Genomic DNA, 20,903 nt, shown 5'->3' with positions numbered 1-20,903 from the left:
GGCAAAAAGTGCCCCAAATTTGCCTCAAGAAAACTGAAGCATAAAATGTAAGCTGTTGATTTATATGGAAAAACCAAACGTTTCTGCGCACACGCCGATGATGCAGCAGTACCTCGGGCTGAAGGCGGACTTCCCCGACACGCTGCTCTTCTATCGCATGGGCGATTTCTACGAGCTGTTCTACAGCGACGCGGAAAAGGCCGCGCGCCTGCTCGATATCACGCTCACACGCCGCGGCAACTCCGCCGGCGAGCCGGTGGTGATGGCCGGCGTGCCATTCCACTCCGTCGAAGGCTACCTGGCGCGCCTCATCAAGCATGGCGAATCGGTGGCCATCTGCGAGCAGGTGGGCGACGTAGCCACGTCCAAGGGCCCGGTCGAACGCAAGGTGGTGCGCGTCGTGACGCCCGGCACGCTCACCGACACCGAATTGCTGAACGACAAGGCCGAGGCGATGCTGCTGGCCGTGCACCAGGGATCGCGGCACAAGCTGGGCCTGGCGTGGTTGAGCGTCACGCAGGGCGCGCTGCAACTCGCCGAATGCGCGGCCGACGAACTGGAGACCTGGGTCGCGCGCATCTCGCCGAGCGAATTGCTGTTCAGCGCCGACGTGACACCCGCCTTCGAGCAGCGATTGAAGGCCCTGCGCTTCGCGTCGCAGGTGTCGCTGACGCAACGGCCCGAATTCCAGTTCGATTCGGGCCTGGGGCTGCGCAAGCTCCTGGAGCAGCTCAATGGCGCGACCCTGCAGGCCTGGGGCGCGGACGAACTGCTGCTGTCCCACGCCGCGGCGGCCGCCCTGCTCTCTTACGCCGAGCACACGCAGGGCCGCGCGCTGTCGCACGTACAGAGCTTGCAGGTGCAGCGCGACGACGAACTGATCGACCTGCCCACCACGACCCGGCGCAACCTGGAACTGGTGCAGACACTGCGCGGCGAAGACTCGCCCACCCTCTTCTCGCTGCTGGACACCTGCATGACCGGCATGGGCAGCCGCATGCTCAAGTGCTGGATGCTGGAGCCGCGCCGTGAGCGCACACAGGCCATCTTGCGGCATGAAGCGATCGACGCCTTGCGGGGCGGCCTGTGGCAGCAGTTACGCGCCGAACTGAAAGGCTGCAGCGATGTGGAGCGCATCACCGCACGCATCGCGCTGCGCCAGGTGCGGCCGCGCGAACTCGTCGGGCTGCGGCAGTCGCTGGAGAAGTCCGCCCTGGTGTCGCAGCGCCTTAGCGGCCACACGGCACTCATCGCCGAACTGGCTTCTGCCATGTCGCCGCCTGAAGGTTGCGCCGGCCTGATGGCGCGCACGATCATGGAAGAGCCGGCCGCTCTGGTGCGCGATGGCGGCGTCATCGCGAACGGCCTGGACGCCGAACTCGACGAGTTGCGCGCTATCCAGGACAACTGCGACGGCTTCCTGCTGGAGTTGGAGACGCGAGAGAAAGCCCGCACCGGCATCGCCAACTTGCGGGTGCAGTTCAACAAGGTGCACGGCTTCTACATCGAAATCACGCAAGGGCAGCTGGACAAGGTGCCGGGCGATTACAGACGCCGCCAGACGCTGAAGAATGCAGAGCGCTTCATCACGCCCGAGCTGAAGGCCTTCGAAGACAAGGCGCTGTCGGCACAAGACCGTGCGCTGGCGCGCGAGAAGCTGCTGTACGAGCAGTTGCTGGACCAGTTGCAGCCCTTCGTGCCCGCGTTGACCCGGCTGGCACGCGCGCTGGCATCGCTCGATGCGCTGTGCGCACTTGCCGAGCGCTCGCTCACGCTCGACTGGTGCCGCCCGCAGTTCATGAAGGAGCCGGGCATCGAGATCGTGCGGGGACGCCACCCGGTCGTCGAAGCGCGGCTCGCGGAAATGTCCGCGGGCACGTTCATCGCCAACGACACGCGGTTCGGGCCCCGGCAGCGCATGCAGGTCATCACCGGCCCCAACATGGGCGGCAAATCGACGTACATGCGGCAGGTCGCGCTGGTCTGCCTGTTGGCGGCCATGGGTTCGTACGTTCCGGCCAGCGCGTGCCGGCTCGGCCCGATGGATGCGATCCACACCCGCATCGGCGCGGCCGACGATCTGGCCAATGCGCAATCGACCTTCATGCTGGAGATGACCGAAGCGGCGCAGATCCTGCACGCGGCCACACCGCAGAGCCTGGTGCTCATGGATGAGATCGGCCGCGGCACGTCGACTTTCGACGGCTTGGCACTCGCGTCGGGCATCGCCGCGCACCTGCACGACAAGACGCAGGCTTTCACGCTTTTCGCGACGCACTATTTCGAGTTGACGGAATTCCCAGCGAAGCACCACTGCGCCGTCAACGTGCATGTGAGTGCGGCCGAGTCGGGCACCGACATCGTTTTCCTGCACGAGATCCAGCCCGGCCCGGCGAGCCGAAGCTACGGTATCCAGGTGGCGAAGCTTGCGGGCATGCCCGCTGCCGTGGTCAACCACGCACGCCACGCCCTCACGGCTTTGGAAAACCAGCAAACGCTGAGCCGCGAGCAGGTAGACTTGTTCGCACCGCCGCCCGCGGCCGACGCTCCTGCACACAGCGCTGTCGAAGCGGCCGTGGCGGCCTTGAACCCCGATGCACTGAGTCCGCGTGAAGCGCTGGATGCTTTGTACGCACTGAAGAAGTTAGGAGAACGAACATGACCTATGGCGTCGGCATCAAACTCAACGCGGGGCTGGTGTTCTTGTCGGACTCGCGCACCAACGCGGGTGTGGACAACATCAGCACCTTCCGCAAGATGATCGTGTATGAGCGCCCGGGCGACCGCTTCATGGTGCTGCTGTCGGCCGGAAACTTGAGCATTGCGCAGTCGGTTCGCGAGATCCTGCAGGTCGAGCAGCTCAAGGACCGCGCGGAAGATAGTGAAGCCATCACGATCTGGAACGCCAAGAGCATGTTCGACGCGGCTCGCGTGCTGGGCAATGCGGTGCGCCACGTGTATGACCGTGACGCCGAAGCGCTGAAGTACGCGGGCGTTGAGTTCAACGTGTCGCTGATCTTCGGCGGGCAGATCCGCGGCGAAGGCATGCGATTGTTCCAGGTGTATTCGGCCGGCAATTTCATCGAGGCCACGTCCGAGACGCCCTACTTCCAGATCGGCGAATACAAGTACGGCAAGCCGGTGCTCGACCGCGTGATCACGCCCGAGACGCCGCTGGAAGAAGCCGCCAAGTGCGCACTGGTGTCGATGGATTCGACGATGAAGTCCAACCTGTCCGTCGGCCCGCCGATGGACTTGGTGGTCTATGAAGCGAACCGTTTCGAGACGGACAAGATCGTCTGCATCGACATGAACAACCCCTACTACCGGATGCTGCACGGCAGCTGGGGCCAGAAGCTGCGTGAAGTGTTCGACAGCCTGGAAGACCCGGTCTGGGACGACGCGCACACGGACACGCCGTTGAAAGTGGACACAGGACGCAGCAAGCCGCTGAAGAAGATCACGCGGCCGGAAGAACGGCTGATTTAAGAAGGCTGTCATTGCGGACTTGATCCGCAATCCATGCATGTCTCTCATCGTCTTTTCGCACGCCAACAGCTTCCCCGCCGCCACCTACGCCGTCCTGTTCAAGAGCCTGCGTTCGCGCGGCTTCACGGTGAAGGCCGTCGACAAGTTCGGGCATGCGCCTGAATATCCCGTCACCGACAACTGGCGCTACCTCGTGCAGCAGTTGCACGACTTTGCCGCACGCGAAGTCGAAAAAGCCGGCGAGCCCGCATTCTTCGTCGGCCATTCGCTCGGCGGGTTCTTGAGCCTCATGTGCGCCGCGCGACATCCGCAGTTGTGCAAGGGCGTGCTGCTGATCGACTCGCCGCTCTTGGGTGGCTGGAAGGCCACAGCGCTGGGCGCGATGAAGCGTACGCAACTGGTCGGCTCGGTGTCTCCAGGGCGCGTGAGCCGCAAGCGCAAGAACCGCTGGCCCGCGGTGGATGACGCGTTCGAGCACTTCCGCCACAAGAAAGCTTTCGCGAAGTGGGACGAGCAGGTGCTGCGCGACTACGTCACGCACTGCACGCGCGATGAAGACGGCGAGCGCGTTCTGAGTTTCGATCGCGACGTCGAAACCGCGATCTACAACACTCTGCCCGACAACCTCGACCGCCTCTTGCGCAGCCACCCTCTCAAGTGCAACGTGGCCTTCCTCGGCGGTCGTGATTCCGACGAGATGAAGCAAGTCGGCATGGCCATGACCGAGCAGGTCGTGCAGGGCCGCATCATGATGATGGACGGCAGCCACCTCTTTCCGATGGAGAAACCCATCGCCACAGCCGCCGCCATCGAAGCGGCACTGCGCGGATACGACTTCGCTCACTGAGCGCCGCAAGCAAACACATATACTTACATCCTCAAAGTTGGGGGGAGTATGGAAGTAGTCATGTTGCGGCGCGCCCTGTCAGCCGCCTTTGTCACGATCCTGGTCGCTTGCGGAGGAGCCAATGCTCCCCAGTCGTCGCGGCCTGAGTCTCCGCAAGCCCAAGCGATGCGCCCGATGGCAGCTGCCACTGGCCCCAGGGCGGAAGTGGCGCAGTTGTATGTCGCGCTATTTGGACGGGCTGCCGATCTTGAGGGACTGAACTTCTGGACGGCCCAGCTCAATAGCGGAAGGACGCTGGCGGAAGTAGCACAGGCGATGTTCGATACGACGCCGGCGCGCGACTTCTACCCAACCTACTTAGCGAAGTCGGACATCGTGGCGCGGTTCTATCGAAACGTGCTTCGGAGGACAGGCGAGACACAGGGACTTAATTTCTGGAACAGCAAACTTGATGTCCCGGGGACCACTGTGGGTGCGGTCATTTCTGAAATGCTGTCCGTCGTATCGAATTACTCGGGCAGCGACGCGCAGGGCATTTATAGCGCGGCATTGTTTAACAACCGCGCTGCGGCCGCGCTGGAATATGCGGAGCGCAATCTGCCGGCGAACGAGGCGCTCGATTTTCTGGTAACCATCAGCACCAACCCGGCCTCAGTTGCGGCCGCTTTTGATCCATCTCCTCTTGAATGGACGGAGAGCGACGCAGCTTGGCCGCAGTCGACGAACGTGTTCTTCGCGAACGGCCTGTTCTACATGGGTGGGAATAATGGTAAAGGGGCGAATTCGGCAGTGACCGCAAGCGGGACTTATTCGACTAGCGACGACGGGGTGAACTGGACCGCGCATGCACTTCCATTCACCGCATCGGACGCGCGGACGGACATCTTTGCGTACCGTGGCGGCCGGTTTTTTGCGGGCGCATCCAGCAAGGAAGTGTTGACAAGTCTGGACGGTCAATCATGGACGCCACTCGTGTTGAAATTTGACTTTTCCATTTTTCAAACCGCCTATGTGGGTGGGCGCCACTTCTTGTTTTGCTACCGTCTTACGCCAAACGGGAGCGTAGATCGCATCTTTTACATCGATAGCGCGGATGCGATGCAGTGGTCGGCGGAACAGGCTCTCCCTGAGCGTTACTTCCCCTCGCCCGTGAGTGACAATCCTGCGGAAAGCGGTCAGCCCACTGTTTTCGCAGGCACGACGCCATATTTCAATGGTCCAGAAAAGTCCCTCGTACGGGGCAGCCCTACTTACATCGCGTGGGATCCGGCGTCGCACTGGCAGCAGTTGCCTCACGATCCGTTGACAGGTACGTACCCTAACTCCGTCGCATATGGCAATGGCGTGTACGTTGCCCGAGCTGGAGGGATGTCGCTCGAATCCAGCACCGATCTAATCCACTGGACCCCCGCCATTGGACGCTACATGGGGGAGCGAAACTTTGCGGAGCTAAGGCCGCCCAAATTCGCTCACGATCGCTTTTTTGGCGGCTATGGCAATCGCTTACTGAGCAGCACCAACGGCAGCCTATGGAAATTGGAGAAGACCACTTGGACATCGGCCACCACATTCGCCAAAGTAGCGTATGGCAATGGCATCTATGTGATGGTCAGCAGATATCCAAGCCCGGCAAGTACTGTGCATATCGCCGTTGGGCGGCACAAGTCCATTGTCCAATCATCTGCTGTTCGCTCTAACGTGATGTCCCACTGAGCGCCAAAGTCGTCATCTTCACTGCTGCAGTGCAGCAATATGGCACCTGTCCTACAGGGCCGGACCGCCCGTTCTCACAGGGCAAACGTTGACCGCCCCGCACATTGAGTGCATGGACTCAACACAAGCACTTTCATCCTCTTTTCGCGCCCCTCCTTTGGCACTTCTGGCAACCGAGCCGCTGCGGGCGATGTTCGACTTCATGGCCGCACGCATGGGCGTCGGCGCCACGAAAGTCGGCGATGGCCATCCGGTCGTCGTCTATCCGGGCCTCGCGGGCGGCGCCATGACCACCTTGCACCTGCGCCGCTTCCTCACCAACTCGGGCTTCACCGCGCGCGACTGGGAAGGCGGCGTCAACACCGGGCCTGATGGCCACCTGGACGATTGGCTGGCCGGCCTGGAGCAGCGCATCCGCGACCTGCATGGCGAACATGGGCGCAAGGTCAGCCTGGTCGGCTGGAGCCTGGGCGGCGTCTATGCACGCGAAATCGCCAAGCGCTGCCCGGACAGCGTGCGCCAGGTCGTGACGCTGGGCACGCCCTTCGCGTCATTGGGCAGCGCCAATCACGCGGGCACGGTCTACAAGCTGATCAAGCGCGACGCCGACCAGCTCACGCCCGAACTGCAGGCGCGCCTTTGCCAATGCCCACCGGTGCCGACGACGTCGATCTACAGCAAGACCGACGGCATCGTGTCGTGGCAGGGCTGCATCGAGAAGCGGACCGAGCGCTCGGAGAGCGTGGAAGTGCACGCCAGCCACCTGGGCATGGGCACGAACCCGGAGGTGCTGCGCATCGTGGCCAACCGGCTGGCGCAGCCGGAGGGCGGTTGGCGCCCTATGCCGCCCAGTGGACAGCGCCGCTCCAGGCTGTAGCCAGCACCACGATGCCGAACGCGATGCGGTACCACGCGAACGGCGTGAAGCTGTGGGTGGAGATGTAGCGCAGCAGCCAGCGCACGCACAGCCACGCGCTCAGGAACGAGAAGACCAGGCCCACGGCAAACGTGGGCAAATCCGCCATCGACAGCAGCGCCCGCTCCTTGAACAGGCTGTACGCGCCTGCTCCGATCAAGGTGGGAATGGCGAGGTAGAACGAGAAGTCCGTCGCGGCCTTGCGCGACAGACCCAGCAGCATGCCGCCGATGATGGTGGCGCCGCTGCGGCTGGTGCCGGGGATCATCGCGAGGCATTGCACCAGGCCGACCTTCATCGCGTCCATCGGCGTCATCTCGTCGACCTCCTGGATGCGCACCGCCACCTGCGTGCGCTTCTCGGCCCACAGGATGATGAAGCCGCCCAGGATGAACGTGGTGGCGACCACCTCCGCCGTGAAGAGATTCGCCTTGATCGCCTTGCCGAACAGCAGGCCCAGCACTACGGCCGGGAAGAAAGCGATCAGCACGTTGAGCGCGAATCGCTGCGCCTGCTTTTGCGTGGGCAACGCCACCAGCGTGTCGCGGATCTTCTGCCAATACACGATGATCACCGCGAGGATGGCGCCGGTCTGGATTGCGATGTCGAAGACCTTGGCCTTTTCGTCGTCGAACCCGAGCAGCGCGCCCGCCAGGATCAGGTGGCCGGTGCTGGATATCGGAAGAAACTCGGTCAGGCCCTCGACCACCCCCATGATGGCCGCCTTGACCAGCAATACGATATCCACGCACACCCCTTGAAGAAAGAGGGCGCATTATCGCTGCACGGATGCCGGATCGAGTCCGGCACGACAGCCTCTCAGGCGGTTGCCGTCTCCTTCGGCCGATAGCCCCGCTGCTCCAGGTCGTACTTGTCTTCCAGCGCCGCGGCCGTCACCTCTTTCAAGACCTGGGAGCGCAGCAGCGGCGCCAGCCAGCCCATCAGCGGTGGCGTCTGCAGCCGGATGGTGATGTCGACCTCGGTGCCCTCCTTGCCGCCGGCGGCTGAAGGGTTGAAGGCGAAATCGAGCGAGCCGCCCTTGTTGAAGCCTTCGATCGACACATCGTGGATACTGCCGTCCGCGTCGATGGTGCGCTCGAACAGGTCGCGCTGCTTGATGCCCAGCAACTTGACCTCCTGCGTGAACCGTGCCCGGTTCGGCTCCTGCGCCAGCACTTCGAACTTCAACTTGGGGTGCACATTTGTCTCGATGTGGTGGTACAGGTCGGCGAACTGCGAGCGCACCGCGGGCAGCGGCGCCTGGATCCAGATCTGGTGCTTGACTTCGACGGTACGGGCCATGGTTTTCTCCTGTTTGGCGAATCTGTTTCCTGCATTACGTGAGAGTGCGCGGATCGGATGCATCCGGCCACGTCATCCGTGCGTAAACCTCGCATGTCGACTCAGGCGTATTTCACCGTCGCCCCCATAACTTTCGTGCTAGCCTTTCGGCCGAGCATGGAAGCGCCCGCCACCGACCCCCAGGCCGCCAATGCCGCTCGCGACGAGCGGTTCGCCGGCCAGCTCCGCGCCGCCGCGGATGGGGACGCGCGGGCCTTCGAGGCGTTCTACGAGGGCACGGTGCGCTATGCCATGGCCCTGGTCCGCCGGATCGTGGGGCAGGCTCTGGCCGAGGATGTCCTGAGCGACTGCTATTTCCAGGCCTGGCGCAACGCCGGCCGCTTCGATGCGGAGCGCGGCAGCGCCCTCACCTGGCTGCTCACGATGGCGCGCAGCCGCGCGCTCGACCGGCTGCGCCAGGAGACGCTGCGGCATGGCGGCCAGGCCGGTGCACCGGCCTTCGACGCCGACGAAACCGAAGCCACGCCCAGTCCTGGCCCCGAACAGCTGCTGGAAAGCGTGGAGGCGTGCTCGCGCCTGCACAGCGCCCTGGCGCAGCTTTCGGCCAACGAGCGCTGGGTCCTGGGCCTGGCGTATTTCCGCGACCACAGCCAAAGCGAGATCGCCGCGCTCACCGGCCTGCCGCTGGGCACCGTCAAGTCGCTGATCAACCGGGCGCAACACAAGCTGCGCGAGGTGCTGCAATGAGCGAGCCAGAATTCCTTCTCGACCCGGACATCGCCGCCGCGCTCACGGGAGCCCAGAGCGCGAACGGTGACGCCGATCAAGGCTTCGATGCCACGGCGATGGCGCGTGTACGCGCCCGGCTGATGAAGCGCATCGCGGCCGATTCGGTGCCGCACCACATCACCGTGCCTGCCGAAGGCGGCAGCTGGCACGGGTTCCTTCCCGGCATCGAGCGCAAGGTGTTGCACGAGCAGGACGGCGTGATGTCTTACCTGCTCAAGTTCGCGCCGAAGGCCGTGCTGCCCGCCCACCGCCATCCGCACGACGAGGAATGCGTGGTCCTCGAGGGCCGGCTGCGCATCGGCGGCCTGGTGCTGGGCCCGGGCAGCTTCCATCGGGTCCGGCAGGACGTGCTGGACGCCGACAGCACCACCGACGACGGGTGCGTCATCTACCTGCGCGGGGCCTCGCCCAAGGCTGAGCACTTGGTCTGATCGGGCTGCAGGTCGCACCGCCACGCCTGCATTTCGCACCGTTTTTCCGCCGTTTCGTCCCATCGCAGTGGCCCGTTCGGGGGCCGCCCGGCAAAGTCCGCTCCATCGAAGACCCGCCGGAGCACACCATGTCCCTCACCCCCGAAATCGCCGTCCACGTCACCGCCGCTATCGGCGCCGTCGTCACGGGCCCGATCGCGCTGTGGGCCCGCCGCGGCCGCCAGCAACGCCCGCGTCTGCACCGCGCCTTCGGCCACGCCTGGGTCACGCTGATGATCGCCACCGCCGTCTCGGCCCTGTTCATTCGCGGGAAGTTGCCCAACATCGCCGGCTTCTCGCCGATCCACCTTCTGGTGCCCGTGGTGCTCGGCCTGCTCGCGCTGTCGTTCTGGTTCCTGGCCAAAGGCAACATCGCCGGCCACAAGAAGACCATGCAGCGCCTGTACATCGGCGCCTGTCTGGCGGCCGGCGCCTTCACCCTGCTGCCCGGCCGCCTGCTGGGCGAGCTGCTCTGGGTCGACTGGCTCGGCCTCGTCGCCCCGCATGTCCACACCGCTGAAACCATCGTTCAACCCATTGCAACCCAAGGAGCTTCCATGACCCCCTCGTTCCTCCAGATCGTTTCCTTCACGCCCCTGTGGGTGTGGGGCCTGCTGGCCGCCCTGCTGGCCCTGGGCTTGAGCCAGACCCGCGACCGCAGCGCCAGCTTGAAGCGCATCGTCATCATGCCCGTCGCCATGACTGCCTTCTCGCTGTGGGGCACCATCTCCGCCTTCGGCGCCACGGCCGCCGTGCTGGGCATCTGGTCCGTCGCCGCTGCCACCCTGCTGCTGGCTGTGATGCTGTGCTTCGGCCCGGCGCAAGCCGCCTACGACGCCAAGACCCGCCTGTTCCAGTTGCCGGGCAGCTGGGTGCCGATGGCGCTGATCGCTGGCATCTTCCTGACCAAGTACGCCGCTGGCGTGGCCATGGCGATGCGCCCCGAGCTGAAGTTCGACCTGAGCTTCGCGCTGGCCCTGTCCACCGTGTACGGCGCCTTCAGCGGCATGTTCGCCGGCCGCGCCGCCCGCCTGCTGCGCCTCGCGCTGCGGCCTAACCACGGCGTCGTGCCGGCCCTGCAAACCTGATCCAACACCTTTCACACTTCAAAGGAGAACACCATGCAAGCCACTGAAACGCAAGACCTCGAACGGCTGGCCCGCAAGCGCGCCGGCGCCAAGATGGGCTGGTACATCCACGCCACCGTGTTCATCGCCGTCAACGTGATGCTGTTCATGCTGTCGGCGATGAGCGGACGCAACTGGGCCGTCTTCCCGTTCTTCGGATGGGGCCTGGGCCTGGCGATCCACGGCCTGGCCGTGTTCTTCGCCACCGGTGGTGCCGGGTTGCATGAGAGCCTGGTGCAGCGCGAACGCAACCGCCTGCAGTTGCAGCGGGATCCCTGGTAAGCCGCCATGTACAAATACCTCCTCACCTGCTTCCTCGCCCTCGCCGCCACGTGCGCGCACGCCGGCGTCGGCCTCACGCAGGTCACGCCCGCCAAAGGCGACGGCCCGGTCACCGTCTTCTACCCTTCCAGCGCCGCGGACCAACCCATCCAACGCGGCCCCTTCTCCTTGAACCTCGCGTTCAACGGCGCGCCGCAGCGTGGCAACGGCCGGCTCGTCGTCCTGTCGCACGGCTCCGGCGGCAACCCGTGGGTGCACTCCAACCTGGCCCGCACACTCGTCGAAGCGGGCTTCGTGGTTGCCATGCCGCAGCACCAGGGCGACAACGCGCAGGACCATTCCAAGCCCGGCCCCGAAAGCTGGAAGCTGCGGCCCGGCGAAGTGTCGCGCGCCGTCGATGCCGTCGCGCAAGACGCGCGCTTCGCGCCGCTGCTGTCGCTCGACAAGGTCGGCATGTACGGCATGTCCGCCGGCGGCCACACGGCGCTGAGCCTGGCGGGCGGGCGCTGGTCCGACGCGCAATTCACGCGGCACTGCGAAGCGAACATCGCCGAGGACTTCCCGTCGTGCGTGGGGCTGATGACCAGTCTTCGCGGCAACTTCCTGGACGGCCTGAAGAAAATGGTCGCCGTCGGCGCCATCCGCACACGCTTCACCGACGAGGCCTGGCACGTCCACAACGACCCGCGCATCCGCGCCGTCGTGGCCGGCGTGCCGTACGCCGCCGACTTCGACGCCGGATCCCTGGCCGCGCCGGCCGTGCCGCTCGGGCTCGTCACTGCCCGGCTGGACAAGTGGCTCACGCCGCGCTTTCACAGCGACCGCATCCTGGCCGCGTGCAAGACCTGCGAACTGGTCGCGGACCTGCCGACGGGCGGCCATGGCGCGCTGTTATCGCCGCTGCCGCCCATGGACCGGCTGGGCGAGATCGGCGCGGACCTGATGGGCGACCCGCCCGGCTTCGACCGCGCCGTCCTACCCGCTGTGGACGCCAAGATCACCGTGTTCTTCCAGAAGCACCTGCTGCCATGAAAAAGCAACTCGCCGCCTGCCTGCTGGCACTCGCCGCCGCGGCCGCCCAGGCCGGCATGGGGCTCATGGAACTGCCCGGCGCCAAAGGCGACGGCCCCGTCACCGTGTACTACCCCACCAGCGCCGCCGAACAGCCGCTGCAGCGGGGGCCATTCACCTTCAACATGGCTTGGCAAGGCGCGCCGGTTCGCGGCAATGGCCGCCTGGTCGTGATCTCGCACGGCTCGGGCGGCGCGCCCTGGGTTCATGCGGACCTGGCACGCGCGCTGGTCGAGGCGGGCTTTACCGTGGCCCTGCCCGAACACAAGGGCGACCACTACAAGGACTTCAGCGACCCGGGCCCCGTGAGCTGGAAGATGCGGCCGGCCGAAGTCTCGCGCGCCATCGACGCGATGGCCGCCGATTCACGTTTCGGCCCACTGCTGACGCTGGACCGTGTCGGCATGTTCGGCGGCTCAGCGGGCGGCCATACCGCGTTGAGCCTGGCCGGTGGCCGCTGGTCGCCCGCCGCCTTCCGCGGCCATTGCCAGGCGCACATCGAGGACGATTTCTCCTCTTGCGTGGGCTACACCACGCGGCTGCGCGGCAACCTGCTGGACGGCCTGAAGAAAGCCGTGGCGCTGGGCGTGATCCGCCAGCGCTTCGACGACGAAACCTGGTACACCCACAACGATCCGCGCATCGCCGCCGTGGTTGCCGCGGTACCGTTCGCCGCAGACTTCGACATGCCCTCGCTCGCCGTGCCCCGCGTGCCGCTGGGCCTGGTTTCCGCCGGCAAGGACATCAACCAGGTGCCGCGTTTCCACATCGGCGCCGTGCGCGCCGCGTGTGCCGCCTGCGAAACCGTGGCCGACTTCCCGGATGCGTCGCACGGCGTGATGCTGTCGCCCACGCCCCCTGCGGAAAAGATCAGCGCCATCGCCCAGGAGCTCAACGGCGACCCGCCGGGCTTCGACCGCCCGGCCGCCGTGGCCACACTGAACCGGGCCGTGACGGCATTTTTCCGCAAGCACCTGCTGCCCTAGAATGACCGTGTCGCTGTACCCCACCCGCACCATGACCCCGATGTCCGCCGAAGAGATCGAGCGCCTCGCCCACAAGCGCGCGGGCGCCAAGCTGGGCTGGTATGTGCATGCCACCGTGTATGTGCTCGTCAACCTGATGATCTTCGCGGCGGCCTACTTCGGCTGGCGGTCGCGCCCATGGAATCCCTATGCCACGTTGGGCTGGGGCCTGGGCCTGGCGCTGCACGGCGTCTCGGTGTTCGTCCTGGGCAAGGGCAGCGGCCTGCGCGAGCGCATGGTGGCGCAGGAACGCGAGCGCCTGCGGCGCGAGCACGGCGGCTCTTGAAGCTGCGGCCGTGAGAATCGACTGGCTTTCCAAACTGCAGCACTACCTGCAGGTCCTCGCGTTCTCGCTGGTCATCGCCACCATCCAGTACTCCTTCCAGCCCGAGCGGCCCTACGCGCCGAGCGTCGTCTACTCGCTGTTCATCGGCTCTTTCATGTGGGCTTTCATCGACCTGGGCCGCCATTCTTTTCCGTCGAGCCGCGAGACGGGCTGGCCGAAGGGCCTGGCCGGCCTCGCGCTCGTGGTCGGCAGCATTGCGGCGGCGTACATCCTGGGGACGCGCATCGCCAGTGCCTTGTGCACCTACTACGGCTGGTTTGCCCCGGGCCTGCCGGACACAGACCGCAGCCAATGGCGCGCGTCCATCCTGATCACGGTCATGGCCGGCGTTGCGGGCAGCTACTTCTTCTACAGCCGCGGACGCAGCGCTTACCTCGAAGAGAAGATGCTCGAGGCGCACAAGCACGCCAACGAGGCGCGCCTGAAGCTGCTGGAAGCGCAGCTGGAGCCGCACATGCTGTTCAACACGCTCGCCAACCTGCGTGCGCTGATCGGCGTGGACCCTGAGCGCGCCCAGGGCATGCTGGACCACATGATCGCGTACCTGCGGGCCACGCTCAGCGCATCGCGCGCCGCCACGCACAGCCTGCAAGCCGAGTTCGACCGGCTGCGCGACTACCTGGAACTGATGGCGATCCGCATGGGGCCGCGCCTTTCGTACTCTCTGGAACTGCCGGCCGATCTGGCGCAGCACGCGGTGCCCGCGCTCCTGCTGCAGCCCCTGGTAGAGAACAGCATCCAGCATGGCCTGGAGCCCAAGGTGGGTGGTGGGCGCATCACCGTCAGCGCGCGCCGCGAAGCCGGGCAGTTGGTGCTGGAAGTGGCGGACACGGGCGTCGGGCCGTCCGGAGCCACGGCCGGCGGCAAGGGCTTCGGCATGACGCAGGTGCGCGAGCGCCTGGCCGCCTTGCACAACGGCGCGGCCACGATGGATTTTTCCGCGGCGCCCGATGGCGGCGCGCGAACCGTTCTTCGATTGCCTCTTGCGTCATGAGCGAAGCCACCGCCCTCATCGCTGAAGACGAGCCGCTGCTCGCCACCGCGCTGCAAGCCGAGCTGGCGAAGGCCTGGCCGCAGCTACGCATCGCCGCGACGGTGGGCGACGGTGCGTCGGCCGTCGTGCAATCGCTCGCGCTCAAGCCCGACGTGCTGTTCTTCGACATCCGCATGCCCGGCCAGAGCGGCCTCGACGCGGCCGTGGAGTTGGCCGACGAGTGGCCGCACGAGCTGCCCTTCCCCGCGCTCGTCTTCGTCACGGCGTATGACCAATACGCGGTGCAAGCTTTCGAAACGCAGGCCGTCGATTACCTGCTGAAGCCCGTGCAGCCTGCGCGCCTGCAAAAGACCGTGGCGAAGGTGCAGGAGGTTCTCTCCAAGCGCGCGCAAGGCGGCACGGACATCGAGGCCACACTGGGGCAATTGCGCAATTTGCTCGGCACGGTCAACGCTCCCGGTCAGGCCGCGGCGCAAGGCCCACTCAAGCTGATCCAGGTCAGCGTCGGCACCAGCATTCGCATGGTGCCGGTGGAGGAAGTGGTTTACTTCGAAGCGGCCGACAAATACCTGCGTGTGCTGACCGAAGGCCACGAGTATCTGATCCGCACGCCGCTGAAGGAGCTGCTGCCGCAGCTCGACGCGCAGCGGTTCTGGCAAGTGCACCGCGGCACCGTCGTGCGCTCGGATGCCATCGACACCGTCACGCGTGATGAAGCCGGCAAGTTGCACCTGCAGCTGCGCGGGCGCAAGGAAAAGCTGCCGGTGAGCCGGCTGTACGCGCACCTGTTCCGGGCGATGTAACGCCTGTCAGCCAGGTCTCGTCGTCGCACATCACCGACGGAATCTGGCTGCGCCCGATCCCCAGATCCGCCAATTCACTGTCCGACATCCCGCGCAGCTGCGCCTCATGCGCGCGGGTGTAGCCCCGGCGCCGGGCCCACAGGCTCAACAGCAATCTGAAAATCATGATGTGCTCCCAAAGTTCATGACATGCATCTTGGCGGCTACACTGCCATTTGTGAAGTTGAGAATCCTGATCTCTCTTATCAGCTTTCCTGATGCGTGAACTGAACCTGGACCAGCTGCGGACCCTGGTAGCCATCGCCGACCTGGGCACTTTCTCAGCCGCCGCGCAGGCGCTGAACCTCGCGCAGCCCACGGTGAGCCTGCACGTGAGCGAGCTGGAGTCGCGCCTGTCGGCCCAGCTCGTGCTGCGCGGCGGGCGCCGCGTCGTGCCCACGCCCGCCGGCGCCGTGCTGGTGGAACGCGCGCGCCGCCTGCTGCGCGAAGCCGACGACGCAGTCGACACCGTGCGGGGCATCGTGGCCGGGCGCACCGGCCGCGTGCGCCTGGGCACTTCCACCGGCATCCTCGTGTACCTGTTGCCGCAGATGCTGCAGGCCATGGCCAAGAGCCACCCGGGCGTCGACGTCGACGTGCAGATCATCGGCACCTACGACGGCCTGGCGGGCATCGCCGCCGGTACGCTCGACGTGGCGCTGGTCGCCCCGCCCGAAGCGCCGGGCGACCTGGTGGTGTCGCGCTGGCGGCGGGATCCGATGATGGCCCTGATGCCCGCCGACTGGGAAGCACCGCAGCGCGTGTCGCCGCAATGGCTGGCCGGCAAGCCGCTGATCTTCAACGACTCGACCACGCGCCTGTACAAGCAGACGATGGAATGGTTCGGCACCGCCGGCATCGTGCCGCGCGTGCGCATCGAGCTCAACTACAACGAGGCGATGAAGAGCCTGGTGGCCGCCGGCTACGGTGCGGCCATCCTGCCGCTGGAAGGCCCGGTGGCGGAACACCTGGTGCGCGGCATCCAAGCCGTCCCGCTCAAGCCCGCGCTGGCGCGCGAGACGGTGGTCGTGCACCGCGCGCTGCCGCTGCTGGACGGCGCCACGCGCAGCGTGCTCGAGGTGCTCAAGCGCTTCAAGGAGCGCTGAACCGCCGCGCTCACATCCAATCGGCTCCCGGCTGCGTACGGCAAGGGTGGCACCGCCACCCTTTCAACCACCCCAGGAGCTCGAACCATGATCCGTCTCACCCTTCTCGCCGCCTCCGCCCTCGTGTTCGCCGGCTGCGCCAGCCAGCCGATGATGATGAAACCCTACGACCAGGCCATGCTGCCCGCCACCGTTCAGGTGCCCGCCGGCAACAAGGTGGCGATGGAGACCGTGGGCGTAGGCGAGATCACCTACGAATGCCGCGCCAAGCAAGGCATGGCCGGCCACGAGTGGGTGTTCGTCGGCCCCGACGCCAAGCTGATGGACCGCGGCGGCAAGCAGGTCGGCCGCTACTTCGGCCCGCCCGCCACCTGGGAGAACATGGACGGCTCCAAGGTCACTGCAACCCAGGTTGCCGTGGCGCCCGCAGCGGCCGGCAGCATCCCGCTGCAACTGGTCAAGGCCAACCCCGCCATGGGCAGCGGCATGATGACCGGCACCACGTACATCCAGCGCGTCGCCACGCAGGGCGGTGTGGCGCCTTCGGCCCCTTGCGCGGACGCGCAAATCGGCAAAAAGCAGATCGTGAAATACCAGGCCGACTACATCTTCTACCGTGCGATGTAAGCCCTTGTAGCCTGGGCTCTGTCTGGCACTCTTTGTGGGCCCTGTCCTACATAGGAAACAGCTGGGCCAGCGTCTACTACTTAGCAATCACCCCGACTCCTCTGAGTCCCCTCCTCCTCCGGGGTGAGCTGGTCCGGCCCTCCGTCCCGCGACTGGCATGTTGGCCCCCAGGCCTAAAGCCTGGGGGCCTCTTTTTTGGCCGTCCGAAACCGCGAGGGCGGCAGTTTGCTCACCCCTTGTTTTCTCTCGCGAGCGCCACAATGCCTCGCAGCCCCAGCAGGTACGACTGCGGCCCCAGGCCCTGGATCGTGCCTTTCACCGCGGGCGAGATGATGGAGTGGCTGCGCCAGGGTTCGCGCGCGGCGATGTTGGACATGTGTACTTCCAGCACCGGGAAAGGCATCGCCTTGATCGCGTCATGCAGCGGCACGCCGTGCTGCGTCAAACCCGCGGGGTTAACTAGCGCGCCCTGCGCGGAGTCGATGTGCTTGTGAAAAAAATCGATCAGCACGCCCTCGTGGTTGGACTGGATGGTTTCCAGCTGCACGCCCAGCTCCCCCGCCAGCGCGGCCAGCTGCTCATCGATCTGCGCCAGTGTGGTGTGGCCGTAGATGTGCGGCTCGCGCCTGCCGAACAGGTTGAGATTCGGGCCGTGGAGGACAAGGATTTTCATGAAGCTCAGAACTTCCGCATCAGAACTTGGATACGCGCTCGAGCTCGGTCTTGAAGAGCGTCACGACAGCCGGGTCATAGGCGGCGGAGAACTTGTCGTACACCGGCTTCACTTCAGCGCGCATGCGGGCGAGCTCTGCGGGCGGAATGTCGTTGTAGACCATGCCCTTGGCCTTGAGCTCGCCCAACGCCTTGCCCGAGATTTCGCGGCTGACCACACGCTGGTAGTTCTGCGCTTCGATGGCGGCGTCTTGCAGCAGCTTCTGCTCCACCGGCGACAGCTTGTCCCAGAAACGCTTGCTGATCTGCACCGGGTTGGTCGCGTAGACGTGGTTCGTGCCGCTCACGTACTTCTGCACCTCGTAGAGCTTGCTCGACAGGATCACCGCGAAGGGGTTCTCCTGGCCGTCCACCGCCTTGTTCTCGAGCGCGCCGTACAGCTCGGCGAAGGGCATGGGCACCGGGTTCGCCTTGAAGGTCTTGAAGGTTTCCAGGAACACGGGGTTCGGAATCACGCGCAGCTTCAGGCCGTCCAGGTCAGAGCCCTTCATGATGGGCCGCTTGCTGTTGGTAACGTTGCGAAAGCCCAGGTCGAAGAAGGCCAGGACGATGACGCCCTTTTCCGGCAACTTGGCGGCAATCATCTTGCCCAGCGGCCCATCGACCAGCGCGTCTGCCTGTTGGGCATTGGCGAAGAGGAAGGGGAAGTCGAGCAGGCCGAATTCCTTGACGATGCCGTTCAGCGACGTGGTGGACGCCACGAGCATTTCCTGCACGCCGCCTTGCAGCGCCGACTGCTGCTGCAGTTCGTTGCCCAACTGCGATGCCGCGAATTCCTGCACCTTGATCTTGCCGCCGCTCTTGGCCGCGACGATCTCGGCGAACTTGCGCACACCCAGGCTGGTGGGATGGTCCGGATTGTTCAGGTGGCCGAACTTGATGGTGCGTTCCTGGATGTCCTGCGCCATGGCGCCAAAAGCGGCGAATGTGAGGGCGGCGGCGCACGCGATCGCGCGGCGGGTAAGCTGGATGTTCAAGATGCTGTCTCCTTGATGGGGATGGAAAAGCCGTACCTGACAACCCCGTCCGGCGGCCCGCGAGCGGATCGTATCACACGAAATGGAATACCATTCCAATATGGAACCTGATTTCAAAACTAGGCATTTGGCAGCGAAGCCCGAGGCCCGACCCATGAACGGCACGCTCGAGCGCTCCCTGGGCATCCTCGAATACCTGGCGGCCTACCCTGAAGGCATGTCGCTCGCCGGCATCGCGCAGGACCTGGCCCTTCCCCGCAGCGCCTGCCACCGGCTGCTGACGGATCTGGCGCGCTGCGGCTATGTGCGCCAGTTGCGCGACCACGGCGACTACGCCCTCACCACCAAGCTGGCGGCGCTGGGCCTCACCTTCCTCAGCGGCTCGGGCATCGTCGACATCGCCCAGCCGCTGATCGACCGGCTGGCCGAGGTTTCGGGCGAGCTGGTGCGCCTGGCGCTGGTGGACGGCGATCGGCTCACCTTCGTGGCCAAGGCCCAGGGCGCGCGCTTCGGCCTGCGCTATGACCCCGACATGGGCATCGACGTGCGCCTGTCGTGCAGCGCGGGCGGCCACGCCTGGCTGATGACGCTTTCCGACGAGCGCGCCATCGAGATCGTTTCCAAACAGGGCTTCGGCGACCCCAAGCACTACGGCCCCAAGGCGCCCACCACCGTGAAGGAGCTGCTGCGCATCCTGGCGAAAGACCGGGCGCGCGGCTTCAGCACCATCAATGAGATGTATGCGCCCGGAATGACGGCCATGGCCGCGCCGGTGCAGCGCCATGGCGAGCCGGCCATCGCGGTGATCACCGTGGCCGGCCCCGCCATTCGCCTGACGGAAGCGCGCATGGAAGAACTAGGCCCCGAGCTGCTGCGCGCCGCCGATGAACTGGCCGTCGCCAGCCGCGCCTCCCCCATGTTCATGCGCGATCGCCCCGCGGTGGAGGACTAAGAATGGCGTTGCTTGGGAAAGCCGCCATCGCCATGTGGTGGGACATGGCGCCCGAACACCGTGACGAATTCCAGAACTGGCATTCGCACGAGCACTTCCCCGAACGCATGGGCATCCCCGGCTTCCTGCGCGGCGCGCGCTGGGCCGCGGCCGATGGCGGGGAAGGCTTCTTCATCATGTACGAGCTGGCCGACTACGAAACGCTCTCATCGCCGGGCTACCTCGCGCGGCTGAACAGCCCCACGCCGTGGTCCACCAAGCTCATGCCGCACCACCGCAACATGGTGCGCAGCCAGTGCCGCGTGCTGGAGAGCGTGGGTGGCGCCATCGCGCGCCATGCGCTGACACTGCGGCTTTCGCCCGAAGAAGGCAGTGAAGGCGCGCTGCGCGCGTTCCTGGCCGCACAAGCCAAAGAGATTGCATCGCACGCGGGAACGACCGCAGCGCATCTGCTGCAAACGCAAACCCCTCAGATTGCCGCCACCACCGAGCAAAAAATCCGGGGCGCGGACGAGGCCGCCGACTGGATTTTTGTGGCGTGCGGCTATGAGCTTGCGGCGCTCGAAGCAGTGCGCGCCGGCCCAATGAGCGCCGACTCACTGGCAAGCCATGGCGCGGCACCCGGGGAACACGCCGGGCTGTACAGCCTTTGCCACTCCCATACCGCAAGCGACACGGCCTGAATCGACACGGCCTGCAACGCACAAAAAAAGGCCCCAGCGCTCATGCGCGGGGGCCCAGCTTGGAGAACCTGGCTCTGAGAAGGATGTCGTCGAATCAGTACCTGTAGTAGTACCCGCGCGCAGCGGGATGGTGGCGGTGATGCCTGTGGTGCCTCACGTGGCCGTAATACACGGGCGCCGTCCGCACATAGACCGGCGCGCCGTAGTACACGGGAGCCGGCGCGTAGTACACCGGTGCCGGCTGGTAGTAGACCGGGGCCGCGTAGACCGGCGGGTAGTACACCGGTGCGTTCGACACGCCCAGCACCACACCCGGGGCCACGTTGGCGCCAACCGAAAAGTACACATTGCTGCGGGCCTGCGCCACCGAGGCCGTGCCTGCAGCCGCCAGGGCGACGGCCACCGCGGCGGCCTTGCCATAAATCGAACTGCTGAATTTCATGGGGTACTCCTGTCATGCGAGGCGCGTGCACATGCGCCCATGATTTGATTAGACGCAGCGGGCCATGACATGACTATCGCTGCTCCGTCAAAGGCGTTGCGAGACGTAACCCATCCGGGTTTTCGGCCCCTTTTGTGCGTAACGGGTTGGCAGCGCACAACACCTCCCCTC

At 65.5% G+C, this 20,903-nt stretch carries 23 protein-coding genes; 18 read left to right on the top strand and 5 right to left on the bottom strand.

Annotation, left to right across the window (positions count from 1 at the left end; genetic code table 11):
* Nucleotides 1–64 precede the first annotated feature (64 nt).
* The 5 genes from mutS (at nucleotide 65) to EEB15_RS20845 (ending at nucleotide 6,926) form a co-directional block, all read left to right on the top strand.
* Nucleotides 65–2,662, top strand: a complete 2,598-nt coding sequence (mutS, locus tag EEB15_RS20865) for a DNA mismatch repair protein MutS (protein WP_141511814.1) — start codon at nucleotides 65–67, stop codon at nucleotides 2,660–2,662.
* Nucleotides 2,659–3,489: a proteasome-type protease gene (locus EEB15_RS20860; RefSeq protein WP_141511813.1), complete on the top strand. Its 831-nt coding sequence runs from the start codon at nucleotides 2,659–2,661 to the stop codon at nucleotides 3,487–3,489. The genes mutS and EEB15_RS20860 overlap by 4 nt, the downstream gene beginning before the upstream one ends.
* Before the next feature lie 37 nt (nucleotides 3,490–3,526).
* Nucleotides 3,527–4,336, top strand: a complete 810-nt coding sequence (locus EEB15_RS20855) for an alpha/beta hydrolase (protein WP_141511812.1) — start codon at nucleotides 3,527–3,529, stop codon at nucleotides 4,334–4,336.
* A 48-nt stretch (nucleotides 4,337–4,384) separates the two neighbouring features.
* Nucleotides 4,385–6,049 carry a DUF4214 domain-containing protein gene (locus tag EEB15_RS20850; RefSeq protein WP_141511811.1) on the top strand — a complete coding sequence of 555 codons (1,665 nt, stop codon included), beginning with the start codon at nucleotides 4,385–4,387 and terminating at the stop codon, nucleotides 6,047–6,049.
* A 112-nt stretch (nucleotides 6,050–6,161) separates the two neighbouring features.
* Entirely contained in the window at nucleotides 6,162–6,926 is a 765-nt protein-coding gene (locus EEB15_RS20845; RefSeq protein ID WP_158290183.1) for an alpha/beta hydrolase, read from the top strand.
* On the opposite strand, the gene EEB15_RS20840 is transcribed toward EEB15_RS20845, so the two are convergent.
* Nucleotides 6,889–7,713: an undecaprenyl-diphosphate phosphatase gene (locus EEB15_RS20840; protein WP_141511809.1), complete on the bottom strand. Its 825-nt coding sequence runs from the start codon at nucleotides 7,711–7,713 to the stop codon at nucleotides 6,889–6,891. The two genes, EEB15_RS20845 and EEB15_RS20840, sit on opposite strands and share 38 nt — an antisense overlap.
* Nucleotides 7,714–7,784: 71 nt before the next feature.
* Nucleotides 7,785–8,267: a hypothetical protein gene (locus EEB15_RS20835; protein WP_141511808.1), complete on the bottom strand. Its 483-nt coding sequence runs from the start codon at nucleotides 8,265–8,267 to the stop codon at nucleotides 7,785–7,787.
* A 156-nt stretch (nucleotides 8,268–8,423) separates the two neighbouring features.
* On the opposite strand from EEB15_RS20835, the gene EEB15_RS20830 reads away from it, so the two are divergent.
* The 11 genes from EEB15_RS20830 (at nucleotide 8,424) to EEB15_RS20770 (ending at nucleotide 16,946) form a co-directional block, all read left to right on the top strand.
* The gene (locus EEB15_RS20830) at nucleotides 8,424–9,014 is read left to right on the top strand and encodes an RNA polymerase sigma factor (protein WP_158290182.1); all 591 of its coding nucleotides are present in this window, start codon (nucleotides 8,424–8,426) and stop codon (nucleotides 9,012–9,014) included.
* A complete protein-coding gene (locus EEB15_RS20825) occupies nucleotides 9,011–9,487 on the top strand; it encodes a cupin domain-containing protein (RefSeq protein WP_141511806.1) in 477 nt (158 codons plus the stop codon). The genes EEB15_RS20830 and EEB15_RS20825 overlap by 4 nt, the downstream gene beginning before the upstream one ends.
* A 128-nt stretch (nucleotides 9,488–9,615) precedes the next feature.
* On the top strand, nucleotides 9,616–10,614 hold the full coding sequence (locus EEB15_RS34655) for a DUF6622 family protein (RefSeq protein WP_370283770.1): 999 nt from the start codon (nucleotides 9,616–9,618) through the stop codon (nucleotides 10,612–10,614).
* A 33-nt stretch (nucleotides 10,615–10,647) separates the two neighbouring features.
* Nucleotides 10,648–10,935, top strand: coding sequence for a 2TM domain-containing protein (locus EEB15_RS20810; protein ID WP_141511805.1), 288 nt, complete (start codon nucleotides 10,648–10,650; stop codon nucleotides 10,933–10,935).
* A gap of 6 nt (nucleotides 10,936–10,941) precedes the next feature.
* A complete protein-coding gene (locus EEB15_RS20805; protein WP_141511804.1) occupies nucleotides 10,942–11,967 on the top strand; it encodes a dienelactone hydrolase in 1,026 nt (341 codons plus the stop codon).
* Entirely contained in the window at nucleotides 11,964–12,992 is a 1,029-nt protein-coding gene (locus EEB15_RS20800) for a dienelactone hydrolase (RefSeq protein ID WP_141511803.1), read from the top strand. The genes EEB15_RS20805 and EEB15_RS20800 overlap by 4 nt, the downstream gene beginning before the upstream one ends.
* A 31-nt stretch (nucleotides 12,993–13,023) precedes the next feature.
* Nucleotides 13,024–13,317, top strand: a complete 294-nt coding sequence (locus tag EEB15_RS20795) for a 2TM domain-containing protein (RefSeq protein WP_141511802.1) — start codon at nucleotides 13,024–13,026, stop codon at nucleotides 13,315–13,317.
* 10 nt (nucleotides 13,318–13,327) lie between these two features.
* Nucleotides 13,328–14,371 carry a sensor histidine kinase gene (locus EEB15_RS20790; protein ID WP_141511801.1) on the top strand — a complete coding sequence of 348 codons (1,044 nt, stop codon included), beginning with the start codon at nucleotides 13,328–13,330 and terminating at the stop codon, nucleotides 14,369–14,371.
* Entirely contained in the window at nucleotides 14,368–15,174 is an 807-nt protein-coding gene (locus EEB15_RS20785) for a LytTR family DNA-binding domain-containing protein (protein ID WP_141511800.1), read from the top strand. The genes EEB15_RS20790 and EEB15_RS20785 overlap by 4 nt, the downstream gene beginning before the upstream one ends.
* A 257-nt stretch (nucleotides 15,175–15,431) precedes the next feature.
* Nucleotides 15,432–16,319, top strand: coding sequence for a LysR family transcriptional regulator (locus EEB15_RS20775; RefSeq protein ID WP_141511798.1), 888 nt, complete (start codon nucleotides 15,432–15,434; stop codon nucleotides 16,317–16,319).
* A gap of 87 nt (nucleotides 16,320–16,406) precedes the next feature.
* Complete coding sequence (locus EEB15_RS20770) at nucleotides 16,407–16,946, top strand: DUF3455 domain-containing protein (RefSeq protein ID WP_141511797.1); 540 nt, start codon at nucleotides 16,407–16,409, stop codon at nucleotides 16,944–16,946.
* Between the two features lie 229 nt (nucleotides 16,947–17,175).
* Here EEB15_RS20770 and EEB15_RS20765 read toward each other — a convergent pair whose 3' ends face one another.
* Both EEB15_RS20765 and EEB15_RS20760 read right to left on the bottom strand, forming a co-directional pair.
* Nucleotides 17,176–17,619, bottom strand: a complete 444-nt coding sequence (locus EEB15_RS20765; RefSeq protein WP_141511796.1) for a type II 3-dehydroquinate dehydratase — start codon at nucleotides 17,617–17,619, stop codon at nucleotides 17,176–17,178.
* Between the two features lie 19 nt (nucleotides 17,620–17,638).
* A complete protein-coding gene (locus EEB15_RS20760; RefSeq protein WP_370283784.1) occupies nucleotides 17,639–18,649 on the bottom strand; it encodes a TRAP transporter substrate-binding protein in 1,011 nt (336 codons plus the stop codon).
* Between the two features lie 160 nt (nucleotides 18,650–18,809).
* Between EEB15_RS20760 and EEB15_RS20755 the strand changes: the two genes are divergently transcribed.
* On the top strand, nucleotides 18,810–19,607 hold the full coding sequence (locus EEB15_RS20755) for an IclR family transcriptional regulator (RefSeq protein ID WP_141511795.1): 798 nt from the start codon (nucleotides 18,810–18,812) through the stop codon (nucleotides 19,605–19,607).
* Nucleotides 19,608–19,609: 2 nt separating this feature from the next.
* Complete coding sequence (locus EEB15_RS20750; protein ID WP_141511794.1) at nucleotides 19,610–20,290, top strand: DUF4286 family protein; 681 nt, start codon at nucleotides 19,610–19,612, stop codon at nucleotides 20,288–20,290.
* Nucleotides 20,291–20,384: 94 nt separating this feature from the next.
* On the opposite strand, the gene EEB15_RS20745 is transcribed toward EEB15_RS20750, so the two are convergent.
* The gene (locus tag EEB15_RS20745; protein WP_141511793.1) at nucleotides 20,385–20,732 is read right to left on the bottom strand and encodes a hypothetical protein; all 348 of its coding nucleotides are present in this window, start codon (nucleotides 20,730–20,732) and stop codon (nucleotides 20,385–20,387) included.
* Nucleotides 20,733–20,903 lie beyond the last annotated feature (171 nt).

This window comes from Ramlibacter sp. WS9 (assembly GCF_003797765.1).
GTDB lineage: Bacteria > Pseudomonadota > Gammaproteobacteria > Burkholderiales > Burkholderiaceae_C > Ramlibacter.
Note: the sequence above shows the minus strand (reverse complement) of the source record. Positions and strands in the feature narration are given on the sequence as shown.